Raw genomic sequence first — 22,260 nt, 5'->3', positions numbered from 1 at the left:
AAAAATAGCTCCAATTATTACAACTACCTCATCATAATAAAAAATAAGCCCTCATTTCTGAGAGCTTATTTTTTATTTAGGCATACTGTATTATTCTTTAATAAATTTCCTTTGTACTGATACACCATTATCTTCAATGTCTATCACATACACACCATTTATTAATTGTTTTACATCAATACTGTTGTTAAGGATTATTCCACTCGAAATTACCTGTCCAGTTGCATTATAAATTTTATAATTAACACGCTTACTAACATTCTTCACATTCAGTGTTGATTTTACCGGGTTAGGGTAAATCAGAATATCTGTTTGGTTCGTAGGATTAGGAACAACTTGCTTAGAGATTCTGACTGTATAATCTTCAACTTCTCCATTTTGAAAATTCGTACAATTTACTGGTATTCCATCTCTTTGCATTGCCACCCTCATAACCACATATTTGTAATCCGTTAAGCTGACGAAAGCATCTGCTGGCACATTAAACGTCCCTGTAATAGGAGTGTTTGTATTGGGAGAAGAGACAAGAATTCTTTCGTTGTAATCAAAAGTACCACTTCTATCAAAGTCAATCCATACAGCAATTCCTTCGTTATTTTGTGATCCAACCCATGATTTTTCAATAGTAATTTCATTACCTGTAGAGCCTTGGATCAATTGTATAAACTTACTATTTACCCCAGTATAATCTGTATAAGTAGATGCTCCCGAAGTATTCTCCATTACAGGCTTACCATTCGGCTTAACAGTAACTTTTGAAATAAATTCTCCAGCGGAACTTCCGGAAGCCATTTGACAATACCTTACTGTAGGAGTTGTAAAGAAGTATGGAGGTGTATAATTACCAGGTGTACCGCTACATACATTTACAACTTGCATTTCATATTTCGTCAACTCTGTTAGTCCTGTAAGGGTTACAGTGTTTACTGCGGTAGGAACATTAGTCCAACTTGGGATCCCCACTTTTCTATAACTTAATATATAGGTTGCTCCGGGAAATGCATCCCATTCTATCTCTGCAGTTGTAGGAGTAAGATTTGTAATTGTTAATCCCGGAGGAGGTAGCTCGCAAGTTCTCTCTGTAATAAATATTTTAGGGTTTGACCATGGATTAATTGTATCAGAACCATTACATTTATTTGCAATTTGTACCTCATAAGAAGTATATGGAGTTAAATTTTGTAGTGTATAAGTATTAGTAGGAGCAGCCGGTAAGCTAATTAATGGATTATTCCATCCTGCGGCTCCACTGCCTACTATTCTATATCGTAATACATAGTTTGCACTTACTGCAAGTGGAGACCAAGTAACTACGGCTGAAGTAGATGTCACACCAGTTATAGTAACATTCGGTGGTGTAGGATCACATTTGGTAGTAAATACCGTTAAAGGAGAGAAAGTTCCTACCGTTGCACCACACACTGTTGCAATCTGTACTTCATATATAGTAGCAGGATCTAAACCAGTTAATGCAAGAGGAATATTGCCCAGCTGTGTAGATGTATATGTTTCTACCCATGCTCCAGCCGGAGGACCTTGCTTTCTATATCTCACAAAATAAGTTGTATCTCCTGGCGAAGTCCAGGTAATGGATGCAGCATTATGAGTAATTCCCGAAACCGTAGGTGCCCCAGGCACAGTAGTATTACAAGGTCTTAGCTTCACGGCATAGTCCTCAACTTCTCCATTAGCTGTAGATGCTTCACACATCGTAGGTGCACTATTTCGCTTCAATACAACCCTCATTGTTGTCGTTCTAACACCATTATATGCTGTTGAAGGAACATCAAAAAGATTGGTTACTGGAGTAGCCGTACTTGTGGGAGAAGCTAAAATTTGTTCTGAAGCCTCAAATGTTCCATTTCTGTTAAAGTCAATCCATGCACTTACTGCATCACTATATGTAGAACCAGTCCAACCTTTAGAAACAGAAATTTGGTTTCCTGTAGATCCAATATCTAAAGTAATTAAGGTAGCTGGAGTCGCATAGCTTGTATAGTTATTTTGAACCGATGTATTACTCATCGGATTAACACCTGGATTAGCAGAATTAACCTTTACATTTGAAATATGGTCATTCGTGCCAGTACCAGTCATATTACAATAAGAAATTGGAGGAGTAGTAAATATTGTGGATGTACCAAAACTTCCTAAAGTCCCATTACACTCTGTTAACAATTGTACTTCATATGCAGCTTGCTCTTCTAAGCCTGTAATTGTATAACTGGTAGCCCCTGAAGCTAATTGTAAATATCCTTGAGGCTGTGGTAACCAAGCTGTCGTATTCTGTTTTCTCCATCTAATTCTATAAACAGCCCCTGAAGTAGGCATCCACGAGATATAAGCTGTTGAAGCCGTAAGGTTAGTTGCTGTAACATTCGTAGGTGCAGCCGTAGTACAAGGCTGTAAATCGATTAATCTTACCGAATAATCTTCTACTTCACCATATGTAAAACTTCCACAAGGATCCGGAGATCCACTTTCTCTCAATATAACCCTCATTCTTACAGGTAAATTACCGGAATAAGCGTTGGCTGGAACTGTAAAGTTATTATTTCCTACCACTGACGTACCATTTGAAGGAGAATCAAGAATCATCTCACTTGCTTCAAAAGTACCATTTCTATTAAAATCAATCCAAGCTCTTGTACCAGAATCATATACAATGCCTGGCCATACTTTAGTCACGGAAATTTGATTATTACTTGTTCCTTTAATCAATGTAATAATTCTAGAAGTATCCGCCGTATAGTCTGAATAGTATGGTGGTGGAGGTGTAGAATTACTTACCATTGGTGAAAAACCTGTAGGTGTAACCGTTACATTGGATATATACTCATAATTAAAAGTAGTTGTAGGAGCAGATGTACAATAAGAAATAGCAGGCGTCGTAAAATTTACACTTGAAGAGAATGGCCCTGACGCCCCTCCACAAATTGTAGATATTTGCACTTCATATTGTGTCTGTTCTGCTAAACCTTGTAGCGTATAACTATTTACTAGTGAGCCGGTAATATTTACTGGAACCCAAGTCCCACTTGGCAATGTTCTATATTGTAAAGTATATGAAGCACCCACTGATGGAGTCCAAGATAAAAAAGCAGTTGAAGGAGTTACGTTACTTACAGTAATATTTGCAGGAGCTGCAGTGGTACATGGCTGTAGATCCACTCCCACTAACTGTACTCTCGGAATATCTGAATATCTCTCCGAAGCTGTTGGAGGACTTGCAGGACTAGGATTTGTACTATCATTATAATAAAGAATACCTTTATTACTTCCAGCATTATATGTTCCCCAAGTTGTACCAGGTGAGCCCGTGTATCCTGGAGAATTTTCATCAACTGCAATTACGATATTATCCGTTCCATTCCAAAGAAAAGGTGAAGATAAAGGAATCTCTACCCATGTATTAGCTGGTGCAGAAGATAACGTTCCAGAAAACACTTGCGATAAAGAACCAATTGGTATCCAGCTCGTGTTATTCGCAAAATTATTTTGATTGGTATGCCCCATATAAATAACCCATTGGTCATAATTAGCCAAAGGCGTTTGTGGAGTCGCTACATAAAATTTAATCGATGTAATATAATGACTTGCCCCAACCGCCCCTAGTACCTCGGACGCTGTATAAATTTGTTGAGAGTAATTATATCCAAAATAACTATATACAGGAAGCCTTCCCGTTCCTGTTCCCGATCCAATTTGTCCCGAAGTAAACGCAGCACCAGGTGCCCATGCGCTCTTATCTGTAGATGAACAAACCGATCTTACCCACCAGTAGTAAGTATTTGCCGATGAAACCGTTACTGGCACTGAAATACCTGTAACAGGCGTACCCAAAGTTCCAGAAGTAGGAGCAGTATTCGTTGTATTTATATAATATTCATATCCATTCGCGGGTGCTTGAGTAGGAGCTGTCCAACTCAACGTTGCCGTATTAGGAGTTACATTTGAAACTAATCCTGAAGGCACAAAACAAGTAGGCGCTTCAACCACCTGAACCTCATCTAAAAGTACATCATCATAAAAATATCCATTTCCTGATGCGTCTTTATTTACTGTAAATTTTAGTTGTACAGTAGCCCCAATATAGCTTGCTGCTAATGGAATTCCTACAGATCTCCATTCAGAACTATTGGTATCATCAGAAAAAATTTGGACCCATCCTGAACCACTATTAACTTCTACCTTTAATTTATTATTATCATAATTAGGTAGTGTTCCTGTTAATGAAGTCAAATGATTTTTAAACCATTCAAATTTCACATACGGAACTGTAAGTCCGGTTAGGTTGATCTGTGGAGTGAGGAGCTCTACTGTATTTATATTATCATACGGAGTACTCGCATCTACCCATGCAAAAGTCCCTGCAGGCTTACCACCATTTCCGGTTGCGCCATAATCAGCAGAGCCAGCAAACTTCCACTTCACATTTGCGGATGTAGAGCTAGAATTAGGGTTTTGATTCACCCAACATGTTGGAACTGCCCCTGAGCTAAAAGACTCTGAAAAAGGTACTGGCGCAGGGTTACACGTCTGCGCCGAAATATGAGTTATGTAAGCAATCAGGAGAAGAAGTAAAGAAGTAAAGAGTTTCTTCATATTTTTCTCATTATTATATTAATTGTACAAATCTAATCATTTTTCATTACCAAGTTATATGTTTATATATTTTTTTTACGGAAATTTCACAATAATTAAATTATATTTTTCAAAATGAAAAATCCCCAGTTAACCTGAGGATTTTTCTATTTGTAGTAAATTATGTATTATTTTTTGATAAATTTAGACTTGAATACGTCTTTCCCTTTTTCTTCAATAGTAATTATATATTCACCTTTTATCAATTCAGAAACATTAATCTGATTACTCATAACATTCCCCTTCATGATTAACTGTCCTATTGAGCTATAAATTTTATAAGCCGTTTTATCAGACACTTTAGATATATACAAAATATCTACAACCGGATTTGGATATAATTTGATGCTATTGTTTGAATCTAGAACATCATTTGTAGATAAAACATCAGTAATCATGACACTATAGTCCTCTACTTCTCCCACATTAAATGTTCCACATGGAAAAGGTGGAAATCCAGAACTATCATAAGACAATATAACTCTCATTCTCAATTCATGATTCATAAGGGCACTCATCGGCACAATAAAATTGGACATCACAGGATTTGAAGTATCATTATTTGATACAAACATAATTAATTCTTCTGGTGTATTACCAAACTGCCCATCATTATCAAAGTCTATGAAAGAAATAATTGTAACAGGATGCGGAGGTATACTAGCCCCTCCCTTCATGATAGATAATGTATAAGATTCGTTTTTCAACAAATCTATTTTCAATGATGAATTGGTAGTATAATTAGTATACGTACTAGCAGAAGAAAAATTATTTATGTTAGCTAGACTTACATTAGAAATATAATCATTAGAATCATCCAAAGAAGATGCTTCACAATAGGCTAGAGTCGTAAAATTAAAAGTATTTGAAAAAGTCCCCGCTGTTCCTGCACAGACTGTTGCTATTTGCACATCATATTGCACATTCCTTTCCAAATCGTTTAAATTTAATGAATTAACTGCGGAAATTGTAGATACCCAAGAAGTATCTGAAGACTTTTTATATTTAATTTCATAGGTCGCATTGGAAATAGGATCCCAATTCAGAAGTACTGAAGATGGACCTAAATCACTTACTGTTATATTCGCAGGAGGTGTGTTTTCACAAATTCCATTCGTTACAACGACTTTCTGTATGGCATAAAACACATTTTCTATTGCTGAAATTCTAAGTTTAATAGTTTGATTATTTATAGACATTGGAAATGATACATTTTCTGATCCATCATTAGGAGTAGAAGCTAAAAGCACATTCCAAGTAGAACCATTATCCGTTGTATAATCTATTTTTACATGAGAAACATTATAAGGTACAGTATTGGTATTCACCACATCCCATTCTACTAACGAAAGACTATTAGGATTAGCTTGTATCGTGTTTATTATAAAAGGGCCATCATTTCCCACTGTGATAGACTGTTCTGCAGATTGAGTCTGTTGCTGATTAGCAATAGGATGATTATCCCTAACGGTAAGAGCAAACTTCATAGACCTTGCAACATTTGAAACGGTTTCCCAGTCAAGAGGAATTGTTAAATTACCATTTAAAACAGATGATAATTTAGGAAAATACCTAACAGGAGAAGGTTTGGGGGGTAAAGATCTAAATAATGCTCCCGTTATATTATTTCCTGTAACTTCTATGACAGGTAATTCAGCATTATCCATTTGTTCCCATGTATAAGTCATAGCATCTCCTTCCGGGTCAGTAACAGAGGCGGCAAGAGCAAAAGCAGTCCCCTTAGGTATAGTATAATTTATAAGAGGTTCAATTACTGGAGGATTATTTGCAATCACGGTTTCGGTAATACAATCTTTACTACTTAAATTGGTTTGAATCTGTTTAATATTAACATAATGAAAATAGGTATCCGGATTCGATTGAACAGCTGGCGGAGTTCCCGCATAAGCCATAATAGTTGAACCTGAGCTAGGTTCAACGGCAGCTTCTTCACCTCCATATAAAGCATTAGAAAAAGTATGCGTTGCTCCCAATTGATGCCCCATTTCATGGGTGACAAGTTTTATCGCAAAGAGATCTCCATCCGGAGCAGGAGATGAAGAAAATGCAGAACCTTTAGCTTTAGGCTCGTTGGCAGTAGGATCAACACACACACACCCAACACACCCTGCATCTCCATTAATTCCAAGACTGAATAAATGCCCAATATCATAATTAGCATTTCCAATACTGTTTGTTAAAGTATTTTGCAGTTCTGTATTCCATGCTCCCCCTACTCCAAAAATCATATCCGAATAAGGGTCAGTAGAAGGATTCGTATAGATTAGTTCCGGAAAATCTTGTACATTTAAATGTAAAGCCAAATCTTTTTCAAATATTCCATTTACTCTTGTCATTGTGGCATTAATCTCAGTAAGAGCTCCCGCAACTGTTCCTCCAAAATATTGAGCATATTCACCAGTTACGGATAAAACTAACCTCATCGTACGAAACTTTTTATCTGAAGCTCTTGAAAAATCAGCAAATTGATTATTAAAACGGCTTCCTTTCTCTTGAAGGCTTTTCAGCTCTTTGACCATTAATACATTCTCTTTTATATGACATGTAAAGCTTTCTCCTTCTGCTATTTTCATAGTAGAATGGACCTTATACACATCTCCTTCATTTTGATAGTCAATAAATTCATAAATACCATTATGAATCATCATTGATTTTAACTCCTTGGGAGAAACAGAAAACCTTACATATTTTGAAGGATCCTTAATTCCCACTCCACCATAAGAACCTAACTGATAGCGCTCTGCAAGTGATTTTACCATTACGGGAAAACTATATACTTTGAAGTTTTCAATTTCACCATTCAAAGTGGGTAAGGAAATTTCAACAGACTTAGCATTATATCCAGTTTCTTCTGCGTTTTTAAGCTGTTCTCTAATCAAGTTAAGATTCAGTTTATAATAATTTTCTGAATTAGTAGATTTTTGTTTATATGTAGTAGAAGTCCATTGTGAGAATACATTATTCCCGACCAAACTACATATTAAAATAGTAATAATTCTTTTCATATAAGTTTTTTAAGAGACTAAAAATACCTATACACTCACTAAAAATCAAACAAAAAGAATTCAATATGAATTTTTCACTAAAAAATGATAAAATTTGAAATTCTACAATAAAATTGAAAACAAATAAAATAAATACTAGGATTTTATTCACTGATATTAGATATAAAAATCTGATAATTAATTATTAATACTTTCTTACTACTATTTATAACCTATACAACAAAAAAAATAAAAACCTCGGAATAAGACATTCCGAGGCTCCTATTTTGCAATAGTATTTTTTTTACTTTTTTATAAATTTAGATTTGAATGAATCTTTACCTTTTTCTTCAATTTCTATGACATACCCTCCTTTTATTAATCCTGAAACATTAATCTGTTTATTCATAACATTTCCTTGATTCACCAACTGCCCTGTCGCTCCATAAATTTTATAGTTCGCTTTATTAGAAACATTAGTAACATTTAGAATATCTGATACCGGATTTGGATATAAAGAAATCGCTATTTTAGAATCCTTTACTTCCCCTGTTCCCAAAACTGAGGAAATAATCACATTATAATCTTCTACTTCCCCATATTGAAAAGAGTCACAAGCATCTGGTACTATATTATAACCTAATGCCACTCTCATTTTTAACTCTTGATTTACAACCGATGATGAAGGCACTGTAAATGTCGCAGATACTGGAGTTATTTTATTAGGGCTAGAGCTTAAAACCTGTTCATTTGATTCAAAAATCCCATTTCTATTAAAGTCAATCCATGCGGCTACACCATCCTCAAAAGGAGTACCTGACCATCCTTTAGAAACTGAAATGGCATAAGAAGACCCTTGAGTAAGGTTGACTAACTTTAGGGGATCAGTGCCATAGTTAGTATATGTACCTGGCCCTGAAGTATTATTTAGATTAGCAATTGTCACATTTGATATATATTCATCCACAGCTGTACCTGAAGTCAATATACAATAAGTAAGTACCTTAGTGGTAAAGTTGATAGAATTAGAAAATGATCCCGTAGTATTTGAACATACAGCACCAACTTGAGCTTCATACAGAGTGTTATCCATAAGATTAGATAAGGTAAGATAGCTCGTCGTAGAAGTTACCTCTTGCCAAATTATATCTGATACCTTTTTGTATCTAACAACATATGAATTAGCTCCTGCAATAGGAACCCAGCTTATATTAGCACTATTTGAAGTAATATTATTTGTTGCTATCCCTGTTGGCGCAGTACCATCACACGACATATAAGAAACTATTCCTATTGGCTTAACAGCATAAAATATATTATCTATAGATGAAACTCTTAATTTTATAGTTTGTCCATCCAATGATGCGGGAAAAATAAATTCCTCTACTCCATCATTACTCGTAGAAGCCGCCAACGTGACCCAATTTGCACCTTCATCAATAGTGTAATCAATTTTAACATTAGCAACATTATATGGAGCTGTATTTGTATTAGCAACATCCCATTCAATAAGAGAAGTTCCGTTAGACGCACCATAATGAGTGTTTATTTGAAATGGTCCATCATTACCTACAATAATAGTTTGTTCTGCAGATTGAGCTTGTTGTTGTGCCGGATCCGGATTATTGTCTCTCACAGTCACTCCAAACTTGGTAGTTCTTGCTACCTTAGAAACAGACTCCCAAGTATTATTAGAATTATCAAGTACACCATTCATTACGGAAGATAATTTAGGGAAATATCTGATAGGGCTAGCTGTGGGTGCAGCAGACCTAAATGTCGCTCCTGTAGATGTATTTCCTAAATTATTCTTGTTTATTGTTACATTTGCATCATCCACTTGTTCCCAAGTATAGGTCAGAGGAGCATTCCCTTCATGCGTGGCAGAAGCTGTTAATACAAATGCGGTTCCTTTAGGAATATTATATGTTGCTAAAGGAGCAATTACAGGTGGATTATTTGCTATTGACGTTTCTACATCACAAGTCTTATCTATTAAATTGGCTTGAACTTGTCCAATACTTACTAAATGAAAATAGGGATCAGAATGGGGTTGAACATCAGTATTAGGGCCAGTAATACCAGCATATCCCATAATTGTCGATCCGGATCCTGGCTCAACCCCCACACCCGCTCCTTCTAAACCGAAAGAAAATGTATGGTTAGCACCTAATTGATGTCCCATTTCATGAGCTACAAAATCAATATCAAAATCATCTCCAACCGGGCTCACACTTTGAGTAAATGCCGCTCCTTTACCTCGAGGTTCTGCAGAAGTGGGATCTATACAAACACATCCAATACAACCCGCGTTTCCATTATTTCCAGCTGCATTGAAGAGATGTCCCATATCATAATTGCCCTCTCCTACATTTGCTGTAAGTGTTTGTTGCAGCTGAATATTTAAATTATTAGTATAAGGATCATTAGCTGAGTTGGTATATATGATATTAGGAAAATTTTGCACATTCAAATGTAACGCAAAATCTTTTTCAAAAACCCCGTTTACCCTTGTCATAGTAGCATTAATTGCAGATAGTGCCCCAGCAATAGTTCCTCCATGAAATGTTGTATATTCACCTGTAGTTGATATGGCTAGCCTCATTGTTCTATATTTCTTATCAGACATTTTTGCAAAATCATTTGTCTGATTTATAAAAGACTTTCCATGCTTAAGCATATCATCTATTTGTTGAATTGCTGCATTTCCTTCCTTTGTATTACAAATAAAACTTTTTCCTCCTGTCGGTTTTGTTTTAGAATGTATTCCGTATATTGTCTTATCGTTATTTTGAGGATCAATAAACTCATAGATACCATTCTTAATAACCATTGATTGAAAATCAATCGGAGAAACAGAAAATCTAAGATACTTAGTGGGATCATCAATTCCTACTCCTACATAAGAGCCTAATTGGTACTGCTCAGAAAGTTCTTTTACAACTACAGGAAAACTGTATACTGCAAATCTTTCGATTTTCCCCTCTGTAGGTAAAGAAATTTCTACAGCTTTAGCATTTGATCCTGGCTCTTCTGCTCTAGAAAGCTTTTCTCTAATACCTTGAAGGTCTAATTTATAATGATGCCTTATTAAAGAAGTTTTTTCAAACTTTTTTTCCAATGTAACCGGAGTCCATTGTGAAAACAAATTGCCAACCATTAGGCCGGACAATAAAATAGTAATGATTTTCTTCATACAAGTTTTTTTAAGTGCTTAAAAATACTTAGCGTATATTAAAAAATCAAAAAAAAGTGATATAATCACAATATATCAAACAATAAAGCAAACATATCCTACTATTACGTTAAAATTAATAATAAATAAAAAGCATGATAAAGAATTTTATTCACATTATTTAGATTTAAAAATACTCTTGAAATCAAGTCATTCCATTTTTCTACTCTTTTCATTCTTACAAAACAAAAATCCCCAGGATTTACCTGAGGATTTTTACTTTATGAAGCTAAATATTATTTTTTGATAAATTTAGAATTGAATACATCTTTTTCATAGTCTTCAATAGTAATCACATATCCTCCTTTTATTAATCCGGAAACATTAATCTGTCCATTTATAACCGCACCATGGATTACCAACTGACCAGCAGCATTATATATTCTATACGTTGCTTTATCTGATACTTTGGTAACATTTAAAATATCAGATACCGGATTCGGATATATCTGAATACCTGAATTTTTAGTAGTTGGTTCAGACGTGGATAGAGTTGAAGCAACAACCACATTATAATCCTCAATTTCACCATATGTTAAACTTCCACAAGTTCCCGTAGGTGAAACACCAATAGCATTCGGTCCTCCATAGACTAAGATAATTCTCATTCTTAAAGGTTTATTTTCCACAGCCGTTGAAGGAACTGTTACTGTTGATGTAATAGGACCAGTAGGTAAATCTACAGGAAAATCTAACACTTTTTCGGAAGATTCAAATGTTCCGTTTCTATTAAAGTCTATATAACCAATTACAGCATCATAGTCTGGATTACCTACTGTAACAGAAAGCGGATAAGAGGTTCCTTTAATCATATTAATCTGAAGCGTAGAATTGGTAGTATAATTCCCATAATTCGTTTGCCCAGAATTATTATTTACGTTTGCCAGCGTCACATTGGAAATATATTCATATGCAGGATTAGCAGAAGTAGAAGTCGCTGCACAATATGTTAATCCTACTGTTGTAAAATTAGATGAAGTAGAATAACCTCCCGGAGTCCCTGAACATACCGCCGCAACCTGTACTTCATAAGCCGTTGCATCTTCAAGATTTGATAAAGCTACACTATTAGTGGCAGAAGTAGTTTGTTGCCAAGTTGTTTCGGATGTTTTCTTATATCTAATAATATAAGAAGCCGTCCCTGAAACAGGCGCCCAAGTAACATTAGCCGTAAAAGTTGTTATATTATTAACCAATACAGCAGATGCAGCCCCTCCACTAGTACAAGTTACATAATTTGCTACTGCTACTGATTTAGCCGCATAAAAAACATTCCCTATAGACGAAATCCTTAATTTAATGATTTGATTATTTAAAGAAGTAGGAAAAGTAAATGATTCCGATCCATCATTAGGTGTTGACGAAGAAAGAACAACCCAAGTAGCTCCATTATCGGATGTATAATCTATTTTAACATTAGATACACTATAAGGAAACGCTGTTGTATTAGCAACATCCCATTCAATAGGAGTAGCCTGATTAGAATAAACGTATTGAAGATTAGTATTTATTCGAAATGGACCATCATTCCCTACAACAATAGTTTGCTCAGCATATTGAGTTTCTTGCTGGGCTACATTAGGATTATTATCCCTTACAGTTACAGCAAATTTCGTTGTTCTGGCTACTTTAGACACCGATTCCCATCCATTATTAGCATTATCTAAAACACCATCTAATACTGATGATAATTTAGGAAAATATCGGGTAGGACTTGAAGTTGGCATCATAGATCTAAACGTAGCACCTGTACTTGTAGTCCCTAAATTAGTCTTATTGATTGGTATACCTGCATTGTCTACCTCTTCCCATGAGTAAGTCATAGGATCTCCTTCAGCATCAGTAGCTGATGCCGTGAGAACAAACGCCGTTCCTTTTGGAATATTATAGGTAGGTAAAACGTTAATAAGAGGAGGGTTATTTACCATTGTCGTTTCTACATCACAAGTTTTAATATTCAAATTAGCTTGAACTTGCTTAATACTTACATTATGAAAATAGGCGTCTGAATGGGGTTGAACATCCGTATTTGAACCTGTAATACCTGCATACCCCATAATAGTGGAGCCCGAGCCTGGTTCTACATTTACCGATGTATTTTCTAAACCGTGAGAAAATGTATGATTAGCTCCTAGCTGATGCCCCATTTCATGAGCCACATAATCAATATCGAAACTATCTCCTTGTGGAATCCCGTTCGCAGGAGAGGTATATCCTGATCCTTTTTGAGTGGATGTATTCGTCGCGGGATTAATACATACACAACCTATACACCCTGCATTCCCTCCTCCTCCGGAAGCTCCAAACAAATGTCCGATATCGTAATTACCGTTAGTTACATTTGCGGTTAGCGTCTGTTGAAGCTCTACATTCCAATTATCCATATCATCAGCATCAGAGTACGGATCAGCATTTGGGTCTATATAGATTATTCCGGGAAAATTTTGTAAATTTAAATGTAGTGCAAAATCTTTTTCAAATACACCATTTACTCTTGTTAAAGTAGTATTTATGGCAGCAAGAGCACCATTCACAGTTCCTCCATGAAAAGCAGTATATTCCCCAGTCACCGACATAGCAAGTCTCATGGTTCTATATTTCTTGTCAGACATTTTTGATGTAAAGTCATTGGGTTGATTGGTAAACGACTTTCCGTTTTCTAATAATGTCTCGATGTCTTTTATACCTGAAGAGGCTTCTTCAGTATTACAAACAAAACTTTTCCCCCTTGTATTTTTTGTTTTTGGATGAACTTCATAGACTGTATTATCATTGATTTGAGGATCGATAAATTCATACCCTCCTTCTGTAAAAATCATTGAATTAAATCCTTTAGGAGATATAGAAAATCTTAAAGTTTTTGTAGGATCATCAATCCCCGTTCCTATATAGGAGCCTAGTTCATATTGTTCCGCTAATTCCTTTACAACAACTGGAAAACTGTATACATTAAATCTTTCAATTTTCCCGTTTAAAGTAGGAATAGAAATAATAACAGGCTTAGCATCCGCACCCATTTCATGTGCACTCCTTAATTGAGACTTTAATACATTTAAGTCTAGTTTATAATATTCTTTTTTAATATTAGAAAGGTCAGTAATATCTACCGACTTTTGTTTTTGATGTGATCTAGCAGAGGTAGGTGTCCATTGCCCAAACAATGCTCCACCAACTGAAACCAGCATTAAAGTAGTAAGTATTTTTTTCATAAATTAAGAAATATCAATTATAATAATCCGCCAAATATAATCAATTAGCATAATATATTATTAAATAATTATCAATTTATTTTAACACTCTTGTTAACAATGATAACATCTATTAAAATAAAAATAAAAAAACCTAGAAAAATCCAGGTTTTTTATTTAATTAAAGTCTATTAATTATATAGTTTTTATATTTAATTAGAAAGAATATTATCCTTCTATTACTATTTTAATATTTCATTTTTTAGAAAAAATAGCAACTAAAATTTATATGCTAAGCTCCAAGCAAAGCCCATACTAAATTTTGAAGAGCTTCTTCCAAAGCCCGGTACAATCATCGGCTGAATATCATCTTGCTTTGTTGTATACAATAAATATTTGGGTTGAAGATTCACATCTATATAAAAATTAGATTCAAATAATTGTACTCTCCCCCCTAAACTACCTTCTATCCAATATGAAGACTGTGGTGAAGAAGGAAACGAAACCGAAGAATTACTTCCCCCAAACCCTCTAACAGGAATGGCCATATATTCTTGAGTATAAAATGAGCCTGCCGCTTTTCCTCCAGCATAGAATCCATTAAACTCATTTTCAGCATCCTTAGCCAGCATATAAAAAGCTCCAAGCTTAATAAAAGGACCATTTACCTTGGCATCATAACCATTTTTTTGGTATATATTACTTTCAAAACCTGCATCAATCACCAAATGTAAGTTTTCTTTCAATCTTGATGATATAAAACCTTGGTATAATTTTCTATCGGAAAAAAAAGATGCCCCAAAATTGAGTGCATCAAAACCAACCATAAAGTTAGGCTTATAAGTAAATTTTTCTTTTTTCACATCTTCCTTTTTTTGTGAAAACATCACAATAGTGATTAAACTAAAAAAGAAGGAAAAGATTGGTTTTGTCTTCATTTTCTATAAAGTTTTGTCCAGATTCTAATTTTTCAACCGGATCAGAGGTTAACAATTCTGAATTTAAATTTTCATATCCTTTCTTTATTCCACATCCCGGAGAAACATAGGTTGATGTAGTTGTATAATTTATTCTGACTTTAGATTCATTCCCATTAAACCTTCTCTTAATAAACACATCAGTATAGGAGGAATTATCTACCCGCAAAGGAATTAATCTTGATTCTGTATTTATCGTTTTTCCCAAATCTACCTTTCCCGAGCCATAATCAACAGATATATAAAGAGTGTCCAATATAATAGCTTTCTCTGTCGTTGCATTTTTAAAAGCAATTTTCATTCGTGGTGTACCTTCTCCACTTTCACAAATATCATTGTCTCCTCCACATGAAAAAAGCATGCTTAAGAGAATACCTAATATCAGTACTTTAAAATATTTCATAGGAATAAATTGATTCAAATTTAAATAATTTATTTTTTAATTAATAGAGCTATATTCTCCACATGATGAGTTTGAGGAAACATGTCTACGGGTAAAATTTTCACGACCGTGTAATGTTCTTTCATTAATGCAATGTCTCTCGCTTGCGTTGCAGAATTACAACTTACATACACAACTCTTTCAGGAGAAAGTTTTAAAATTTGCTCAACAACCTTTTGATGCATTCCATCTCTTGGTGGATCTGTGATTAAAACATCTGCTTTTGGATGGTTAGCAAGGAAATTATCATTGAAAATATCTTTCATATCTCCACAATAAAATTTTGTATTAGTAAGACCGTTCAATTCGGCATGCTCTACTGCTGCATCGATAGCTTCTTGAACAGATTCAATACCAATTACCTGCTTTGCATTTCTGGCAACATATTGTGCTATTGTCCCCGTTCCTGTATACAAATCATATACAACTTCATCTCCTTTCAATTCTGCAAACTCGAGCGTCTTTCTATATAACTCTAAAGCTTGCTTATAATTAGTTTGAAAAAATGATTTTGGACCTATTTTAAACTTTAATCCATCCATTTCTTCCATTAAAAATCCACCTCCAAAATAAATATTAATATCTAAATCGTAAATAGAATCGTTTGGTTTTGAATTGATAGCATAGACTAAAGTTCTTATTTGAGGAAATTTTTGTAATAAAAATTCAAAAAGCTTTTCTCTATTTTCTTTTTCTTCTCTGTATAATTGAAAGAGAACCATCCATTCCCCTTTTGAATTCTGTCTCATCATAAGAGTTCTTAAGAAACCTTCATGATTTCTAACATCAAAAAAATCCAGTCCATTTTTAACAGCATATTCCTTTACTGCTAGTCTTATTAAGTTGGAAGGATCTTCCTGAAGAAAACATTCTTTAAGATCAAGAATCTTACTCCACATTCCGGGAATATGGAAACCTAGAGCATCTTTATTACCAAAATTTTCTTCAGAGCTAATCTCGTATTGAGTAAGCCAACGAGCATTAGAAAAAGAAAACTCCATTTTATTTCTGTAAAAATATTGTTCGGCAGAACCTAAGATGGGAACTGTTTCAAAATTTTCAATTCCTCCGATTCTTTTAATATTATTATAAACCTCTTCCTGCTTAAAATCCAACTGCTTTTCATAACTCATATTTTGCCATTTACACCCTCCACAAACTCCAAAATGAATACATTTTGGATCTACTCTATAAGGTGATTTTTCCAAAACATCTATTGCTTCTCCTTCATAATATTTTGATTTAGCTTTTTTCACCCGCACATTCACAACATCTCCAGGAATTGCTCCTGAAACCATTACCGTTTTTCCTTCCTCAGTCCTTCCAATTGCAACACCTTTAGCTCCTGCATTTATGAGTTTGATATTTTCTAGAATGAGATTTTTTTTCTTTTTCATTCAATAATTCTATTTTATATGTAATTGAATAAAACTCTATAGTTTTACTCTGCAAAAATACAATAAAAAAAACCTTATCCTAAGGACAAGGTTTTTATATCTCGAAAAGTTTACTATTTCACTTTCTCAGGTTGAGGTTGAGGATTTGGAGCCTGCTGAACAGAAGGTTCACCTCCTAAACCCGGTTGTAATTGAACTCTTGGATCCACTTTTGGAGCTGAAAGCCCTGTTTGTTTATCCAATACAGTAACCAACTCCGGATCACCTAAATTAAAGAAAGGCTTACTCGCTACTTTACCGTCTTTATCCACTACAATAAAACAAGGTAGTTTAAACCCGTAAACACCATATTTTTTGGCAATATCAGAAGTTAATCCTCCTTCTCCATATACATTTGTTCCATTAATTCCTTTCAATAAAGAATTGCTAGTTTTTATAAACTGATCTTTTGTATCATCTACATTGACAAAAACAAAGTTCATTTTTGATTTATAAAAATTAACTACTTCTTTTAAAACCGGAACGGTCGCTTCTCCAATATAAGGATTCCAAGAAGCATAAAAAGAGATCATATAAGGTTTACCCTTATTTTCAGAAAGCTTATAAGATTTACCATCCTGTTTAATTAGGCTTGCTTCCGGAGCCATTTCTCCGATCTTAAATCCAGTGATAGCAAATAAAATCTTCTTTAAATCTTCTTTAATCGTAGCATCTTTAATATCATCATTAATGATTTTTGTGATCTTATCAATTGTTTTTGCAGGAGTTCCAGGATGAATATCCGATTGAGCCATTACAAACGCTAAAAGATAATCTTTAGTCACTTGTGAAATGTCTTTCTTCCCTTTCAAATATTGATTAAATAATTCTGAAGTAACAACATCTGTTCTTCCTTTGCTATTAGTCTCAGCATATTTTTGAAAATCAGAGCTCATTTTTGCTAAAAGATATTGTCTATAGAAAGGATTTTCTTTCAACATGACATCTTTATTCGTTTGAAGTTTATTTTCATAATCCGTGAAAGCCTTCGTTACTTTAAAGGATGGATTCCCCATTTGTTTATGACTCAATTCATATTGATTCATAATAGTAAGTAACGTTCCTGATAAATCATTCTTTTTCCAAGTAACAATTTCATTATCCGGATTAAATTTCTTTACGTTTTCATCAATATTTTTATTAATATCTGCTTCTAATTTCTGAATTCCTTTAATAAAGGTTTTTTCATCCTTCATAATAAGCTCGTTCATATTAAACGTTTGAGCATAGTTTGTAAGATACTTTTGAGTTGCAGAGAAAAAATCATTATTTTTCTTAGCATCCCCAGTAATTATATACTCTGTAGGAAAAGTTGATCCATTACCTGAAATTTCAAGCTTCTGACCTCCTTTTAAATAAATTAAATTTTGCTTTCCACCATAAGAGATTACATACATTCCATTCTTAGGAGCTTCAAAACTTCCGGTAAATGTTCCGTCATTTTTTAATCCGATATTTGTAAGTGGTAAAGTAGCAACACCTGAAGCTTCAATAAACTCAATTCTTTCTAATGGAGACCCTCCGGTGATTTTTCCTTTTACTTCTACTTTTTTAGAGCAAGACATCACAAAAATTGCGATGATAAACAATAAAAGATATTTTTTCATTTTGATTTTTAATAATTACGCAAAAATAAGTTTTTCAATAAACTTTAAACAGTGAAATAAAATTTTTAAGAAAGATTTAACTAAAAAAATCGCCATTCCACTAGGAAGACGATTTTTCAAATATCTGGAATCTATATTTATCCTTTGTCTACAAAGGCAGCCATATATTCTCTATTCATTCTAGCAATATTTTCAAGAGAAATTCCTTTAGGACATTCCACTTCACAAGCTCCTGTATTTGAACAATTTCCAAAGCCTTCTTCATCCATAGCCTTCACCATATTAAGAACTCTTCGCTTCGCTTCTACTCTTCCTTGAGGAAGTAAAGCAAACTGAGAAACTTTTGCTCCAACAAACAACATTGCAGATCCATTTTTACAAGTAGCCACACAAGCCCCACATCCAATACATGCAGCAGCATCCATTGCTCTATCAGCATCTTCTTTAGGAACAGGAATAGCATTAGCATCCAGTGTATTCCCCGAAGTGTTTACTGAAATGAAACCTCCTGCAGCCATGACTCTGTCAAATGCACTTCTGTCTACCATTAAGTCCTTAATAACAGGGAAAGCAGCACTTCTCCAAGGTTCAATCACTATTGTTTCACCATCTTTAAACATTCTCATGTGAAGCTGACATGTAGTGATTCCTGTATCTGGACCGTGCGCTCTTCCATTAATATATAGGGAACACATTCCACAAATACCCTCACGACAATCATGATCAAAAGCGATGGGTTCCTTTCCTTCGTTAATAAGATTTTCATTTAGGATATCCAACATTTCCAAAAATGAGGAATCTGTTGAAACATCCGATATTTTATAAGTCTCAAACTGACCTTTAGATTTGTTATTTTTTTGTCTCCAAATTTTCAGCGTAAGATGTAAGCCTTTTTTTGCATTCATAATGTTATATTTAATAGATTGGAGATTATTTGTAACTTCTAGTTTTAACCTCGATGTTATCGTATATCAATTCTTCTTTATGCAACACTTCCGCATTGATATCCGATCCTTGATATTCCCAAGCTCCGACGTATTTATAATTAACATCATCCCTTTCCGCTTCTCCATCCGGAGTTGAGTGATCTTCTCGGAAATGCCCTCCACAAGATTCATTCCTATGCAAAGCATCGATAGCCATTAACTGACCCAATTCTAGGAAATCAGCCACTCTGAAGGCCTTTTCAAGCTCAGTGTTCATACCCTCTCCTTCACCAGGAACCTTTACATTTTTCCAGAAATCATTTCTTACTTCTTCAATTTCTTTAATGGCTTCTCTTAATCCTTCAGGAGTTCTTCCCATACCTACTTTATTCCACATAATATGACCTAATCTTTTATGGAAATGATCCACGGAATGAGTTCCTTTATTATGTAGGAAGAAATCAATTTTCTCTTTAATTCCCTTTTCGGCTTCATCAAAAGATGCAGAATTTGTCGGGATAGCTCCCGTCCTAATATCTGCTGAAAGGTAATCCGCAATCGTATAAGGAAGTACAAAATATCCATCAGCAAGCCCCTGCATTAAAGCAGAAGCACCCAGTCTGTTTGCTCCGTGATCGGAGAAGTTAGCTTCTCCCACAACAAAACATCCTGGAATAGTAGACTGAAGATTGTAATCAACCCAAACACCACCCATAGTATAGTGCACTGCAGGATAAATCTTCATTGGTGTTTTATAAGGATCATCAGCCGTAATTTTTTCATACATAACGAATAAATTACCATACTTTTCTTCAACCCAGCTTTTACCTAGATCATAGATTTGTTGATCAGTTGGATTATGAATATGTTTTTCAATAGCAGCTTCCTTACCTTTTTTCATGATTTCGGTAGAGAAATCTAAGTAAACACCTTCTTGTGTATCATTATTTTCGATTCCGAAACCAGCATCGCATCTTTCCTTAGCAGCTCTAGAGGCAACATCTCTAGGCACAAGGTTACCGAAGGCAGGATATCTTCTTTCCAAATAGTAATCTCTATCCTCTTCTTTGATATTCTCTGGTCTTAGTTTCCCTTCCCTAATTGCCACTGAATCTTCAATTTTTTTAGGAACCCATATTCTTCCGGAGTTTCTTAATGATTCGGACATCAGTGTCAATTTAGACTGCTGAGTTCCATGAACCGGAATACATGTTGGGTGAATTTGCACATAGCATGGGTTTGCAAAGTAGGCCCCTTTTTTATGGATTTTCCAAGCTGCAGATACATTTGAGCCCATTGCATTCGTAGAAAGAAAATATACATTTCCATAACCTCCAGAAGCAATAACAACAGCATGAGCAGAATGTCTCTCAATTTCACCTGTTACAAGATTTCTTGCAATAATACCTCTTGCCTTTCCGTCAACAATAACAAGGTCCATCATTTCATGACGGTTATACATTTTAATTCTACCTTTACCAATTTGACGGCTCATAGCAGAATATGCACCTAATAATAACTGTTGACCAGTTTGTCCTTTTGCATAAAAAGTTCTTTTTACCTGTACTCCTCCAAAAGAACGATTATCTAATTGTCCTCCGTATTCTCTTCCAAAAGGAACACCTTGAGCAACACATTGATCAATAATATTTGCAGAAACTTCAGATAATCTATAAACATTTGCCTCTCTCGCTCTATAATCTCCTCCCTTAATCGTATCATAGAATAGCCTGTAGGTAGAGTCACCATCTCCTTGGTAGTTTTTAGCCGCATTAATCCCCCCTTGAGCAGCAATTGAATGCGCTCTTCTTGGAGAATCTTGATAACAAAATGCTTTTACATTATATCCTTGTTCAGCCAAAGTAGCAGCAGCAGAACCGCCCGCTAACCCTGTTCCAACAACAATAATATCAATTTTATCTCTGTTGTTTGGTGCAACAAGGTTCATATGGTCTTTATGATTTTTCCATTTATCCTTAAGAGGACCTCCTGGAATTCTTGAATCTAATTTACTCATATTAGTATATTGATATTATTGAGTTACAAAGTGAAAAATTGCTATAAAAATAAAACCTAGTGGAATAAGTATTGAATACCAGTTTCCAAATGCTTTAATAATAGGGGTATACTTAGGATGTCTTGCACCAATAGATTGGAATGAAGACTGAAAACCATGAGCTAAATGCAAACCTAGTAGCACAAATGCTACTACATATAGCAAGACTCTCCAGATATCATGGAACTTATGATGTAGCTCTGCCCAATATCTTGTTTCATCAGGAGTATTCCCTTGAATATATTTATAATTCATTTCAGGAAAATAAAAATCATAAAAATGCAATGCAAGGAATGCAAGCACAACAGCTCCCGAAATAATCATATTTCTAGACATCCAGCTAGAATTTGCAGCTCCATTATTATTGGCATATTTTACCGGACGAGCCTTATTATTCTTAACTTCAAGAACAAAACCCATTACAAAATGGAAAATCACTGCAATCATAAGAACCGGCTGTAAAAGATACTGCACTGCCGGATTATATCCCATAAAATGAGATGCGTTATTAAAAGCATCTTCACTAAAAACAGATGTCATGTTGGTAGACATGTGCATCACTAAGAAAATCAGCAGAAACATTGCCGAAAGTGCCATTGCATACTTCCTACCTATTGTAGAACTTGTTAAACCTGCCATATTAAGTTTAAATTTGAATTTGCACAAAATTAAGAAATGTTAACTACAACAAAAAGTGAGAAATCTCACAAATAGCCAGTTTGTAATCTTTCTAAATAAGACGTT

General features: G+C 34.6%; 11 protein-coding genes. All 11 read right to left on the bottom strand.

The window, feature by feature from the left end; all coding sequences use genetic code 11:
* Positions 1–90 precede the first annotated feature (90 nt).
* Positions 91–4,605 (bottom strand): GEVED domain-containing protein, encoded by a 4,515-nt coding sequence (locus CHRY9293_RS05615; RefSeq protein WP_162031989.1) that lies wholly within the window; start codon positions 4,603–4,605, stop codon positions 91–93.
* Positions 4,606–4,772: 167 nt separating this feature from the next.
* A complete protein-coding gene (locus CHRY9293_RS05610; RefSeq protein WP_162031988.1) occupies positions 4,773–7,670 on the bottom strand; it encodes a reprolysin-like metallopeptidase in 2,898 nt (965 codons plus the stop codon).
* A 283-nt stretch (positions 7,671–7,953) separates the two neighbouring features.
* Entirely contained in the window at positions 7,954–10,845 is a 2,892-nt protein-coding gene (locus CHRY9293_RS05605) for a reprolysin-like metallopeptidase (RefSeq protein ID WP_162031986.1), read from the bottom strand.
* 275 nt (positions 10,846–11,120) lie between these two features.
* The gene (locus CHRY9293_RS05600; protein ID WP_162031984.1) at positions 11,121–14,093 is read right to left on the bottom strand and encodes a reprolysin-like metallopeptidase; all 2,973 of its coding nucleotides are present in this window, start codon (positions 14,091–14,093) and stop codon (positions 11,121–11,123) included.
* A 257-nt stretch (positions 14,094–14,350) separates the two neighbouring features.
* Complete coding sequence (locus tag CHRY9293_RS05595; RefSeq protein ID WP_162031982.1) at positions 14,351–15,010, bottom strand: DUF6048 family protein; 660 nt, start codon at positions 15,008–15,010, stop codon at positions 14,351–14,353.
* A complete protein-coding gene (locus CHRY9293_RS05590) occupies positions 14,976–15,452 on the bottom strand; it encodes a hypothetical protein (protein ID WP_162031980.1) in 477 nt (158 codons plus the stop codon). The genes CHRY9293_RS05595 and CHRY9293_RS05590 overlap by 35 nt, the downstream gene beginning before the upstream one ends.
* A 29-nt stretch (positions 15,453–15,481) precedes the next feature.
* The gene (rlmD, locus tag CHRY9293_RS05585) at positions 15,482–16,888 is read right to left on the bottom strand and encodes a 23S rRNA (uracil(1939)-C(5))-methyltransferase RlmD (RefSeq protein WP_162031978.1); all 1,407 of its coding nucleotides are present in this window, start codon (positions 16,886–16,888) and stop codon (positions 15,482–15,484) included.
* 113 nt (positions 16,889–17,001) lie between these two features.
* Positions 17,002–18,534, bottom strand: coding sequence for a TlpA family protein disulfide reductase (locus tag CHRY9293_RS05580; protein ID WP_162031976.1), 1,533 nt, complete (start codon positions 18,532–18,534; stop codon positions 17,002–17,004).
* Between the two features lie 137 nt (positions 18,535–18,671).
* Entirely contained in the window at positions 18,672–19,439 is a 768-nt protein-coding gene (locus CHRY9293_RS05575) for a succinate dehydrogenase/fumarate reductase iron-sulfur subunit (RefSeq protein ID WP_122548524.1), read from the bottom strand.
* A gap of 25 nt (positions 19,440–19,464) precedes the next feature.
* A complete protein-coding gene (locus tag CHRY9293_RS05570; protein WP_122637521.1) occupies positions 19,465–21,477 on the bottom strand; it encodes a fumarate reductase/succinate dehydrogenase flavoprotein subunit in 2,013 nt (670 codons plus the stop codon).
* A gap of 15 nt (positions 21,478–21,492) precedes the next feature.
* Positions 21,493–22,155: a succinate dehydrogenase cytochrome b subunit gene (locus CHRY9293_RS05565; protein ID WP_162031974.1), complete on the bottom strand. Its 663-nt coding sequence runs from the start codon at positions 22,153–22,155 to the stop codon at positions 21,493–21,495.
* Positions 22,156–22,260 lie beyond the last annotated feature (105 nt).

This window comes from Chryseobacterium potabilaquae (assembly GCF_902728265.1).
Lineage (GTDB): Bacteria > Bacteroidota > Bacteroidia > Flavobacteriales > Weeksellaceae > Chryseobacterium > Chryseobacterium potabilaquae.
This window is presented reverse-complemented; position numbering and strand designations above follow the sequence as displayed.

Excerpts from the sequence above, each read along its gene's own strand:
- CHRY9293_RS05615 (WP_162031989.1), bottom strand. The coding sequence starts at position 4,605 with ATGAAGAAACTCTTTACTTCTTTACTTCTTCTCCTGATTGCTTACATA.
- CHRY9293_RS05610 (WP_162031988.1), bottom strand. The coding sequence starts at position 7,670 with ATGAAAAGAATTATTACTATTTTAATATGTAGTTTGGTCGGGAATAAT.
- CHRY9293_RS05605 (WP_162031986.1), bottom strand. The coding sequence starts at position 10,845 with ATGAAGAAAATCATTACTATTTTATTGTCCGGCCTAATGGTTGGCAAT.
- CHRY9293_RS05600 (WP_162031984.1), bottom strand. The coding sequence starts at position 14,093 with ATGAAAAAAATACTTACTACTTTAATGCTGGTTTCAGTTGGTGGAGCA.
- CHRY9293_RS05595 (WP_162031982.1), bottom strand. The coding sequence starts at position 15,010 with ATGAAGACAAAACCAATCTTTTCCTTCTTTTTTAGTTTAATCACTATT.
- CHRY9293_RS05590 (WP_162031980.1), bottom strand. The coding sequence starts at position 15,452 with ATGAAATATTTTAAAGTACTGATATTAGGTATTCTCTTAAGCATGCTT.
- rlmD (WP_162031978.1), bottom strand. The coding sequence starts at position 16,888 with ATGAAAAAGAAAAAAAATCTCATTCTAGAAAATATCAAACTCATAAAT.
- CHRY9293_RS05580 (WP_162031976.1), bottom strand. The coding sequence starts at position 18,534 with ATGAAAAAATATCTTTTATTGTTTATCATCGCAATTTTTGTGATGTCT.
- CHRY9293_RS05575 (WP_122548524.1), bottom strand. The coding sequence starts at position 19,439 with ATGAATGCAAAAAAAGGCTTACATCTTACGCTGAAAATTTGGAGACAA.
- CHRY9293_RS05570 (WP_122637521.1), bottom strand. The coding sequence starts at position 21,477 with ATGAGTAAATTAGATTCAAGAATTCCAGGAGGTCCTCTTAAGGATAAA.
- CHRY9293_RS05565 (WP_162031974.1), bottom strand. The coding sequence starts at position 22,155 with ATGGCAGGTTTAACAAGTTCTACAATAGGTAGGAAGTATGCAATGGCA.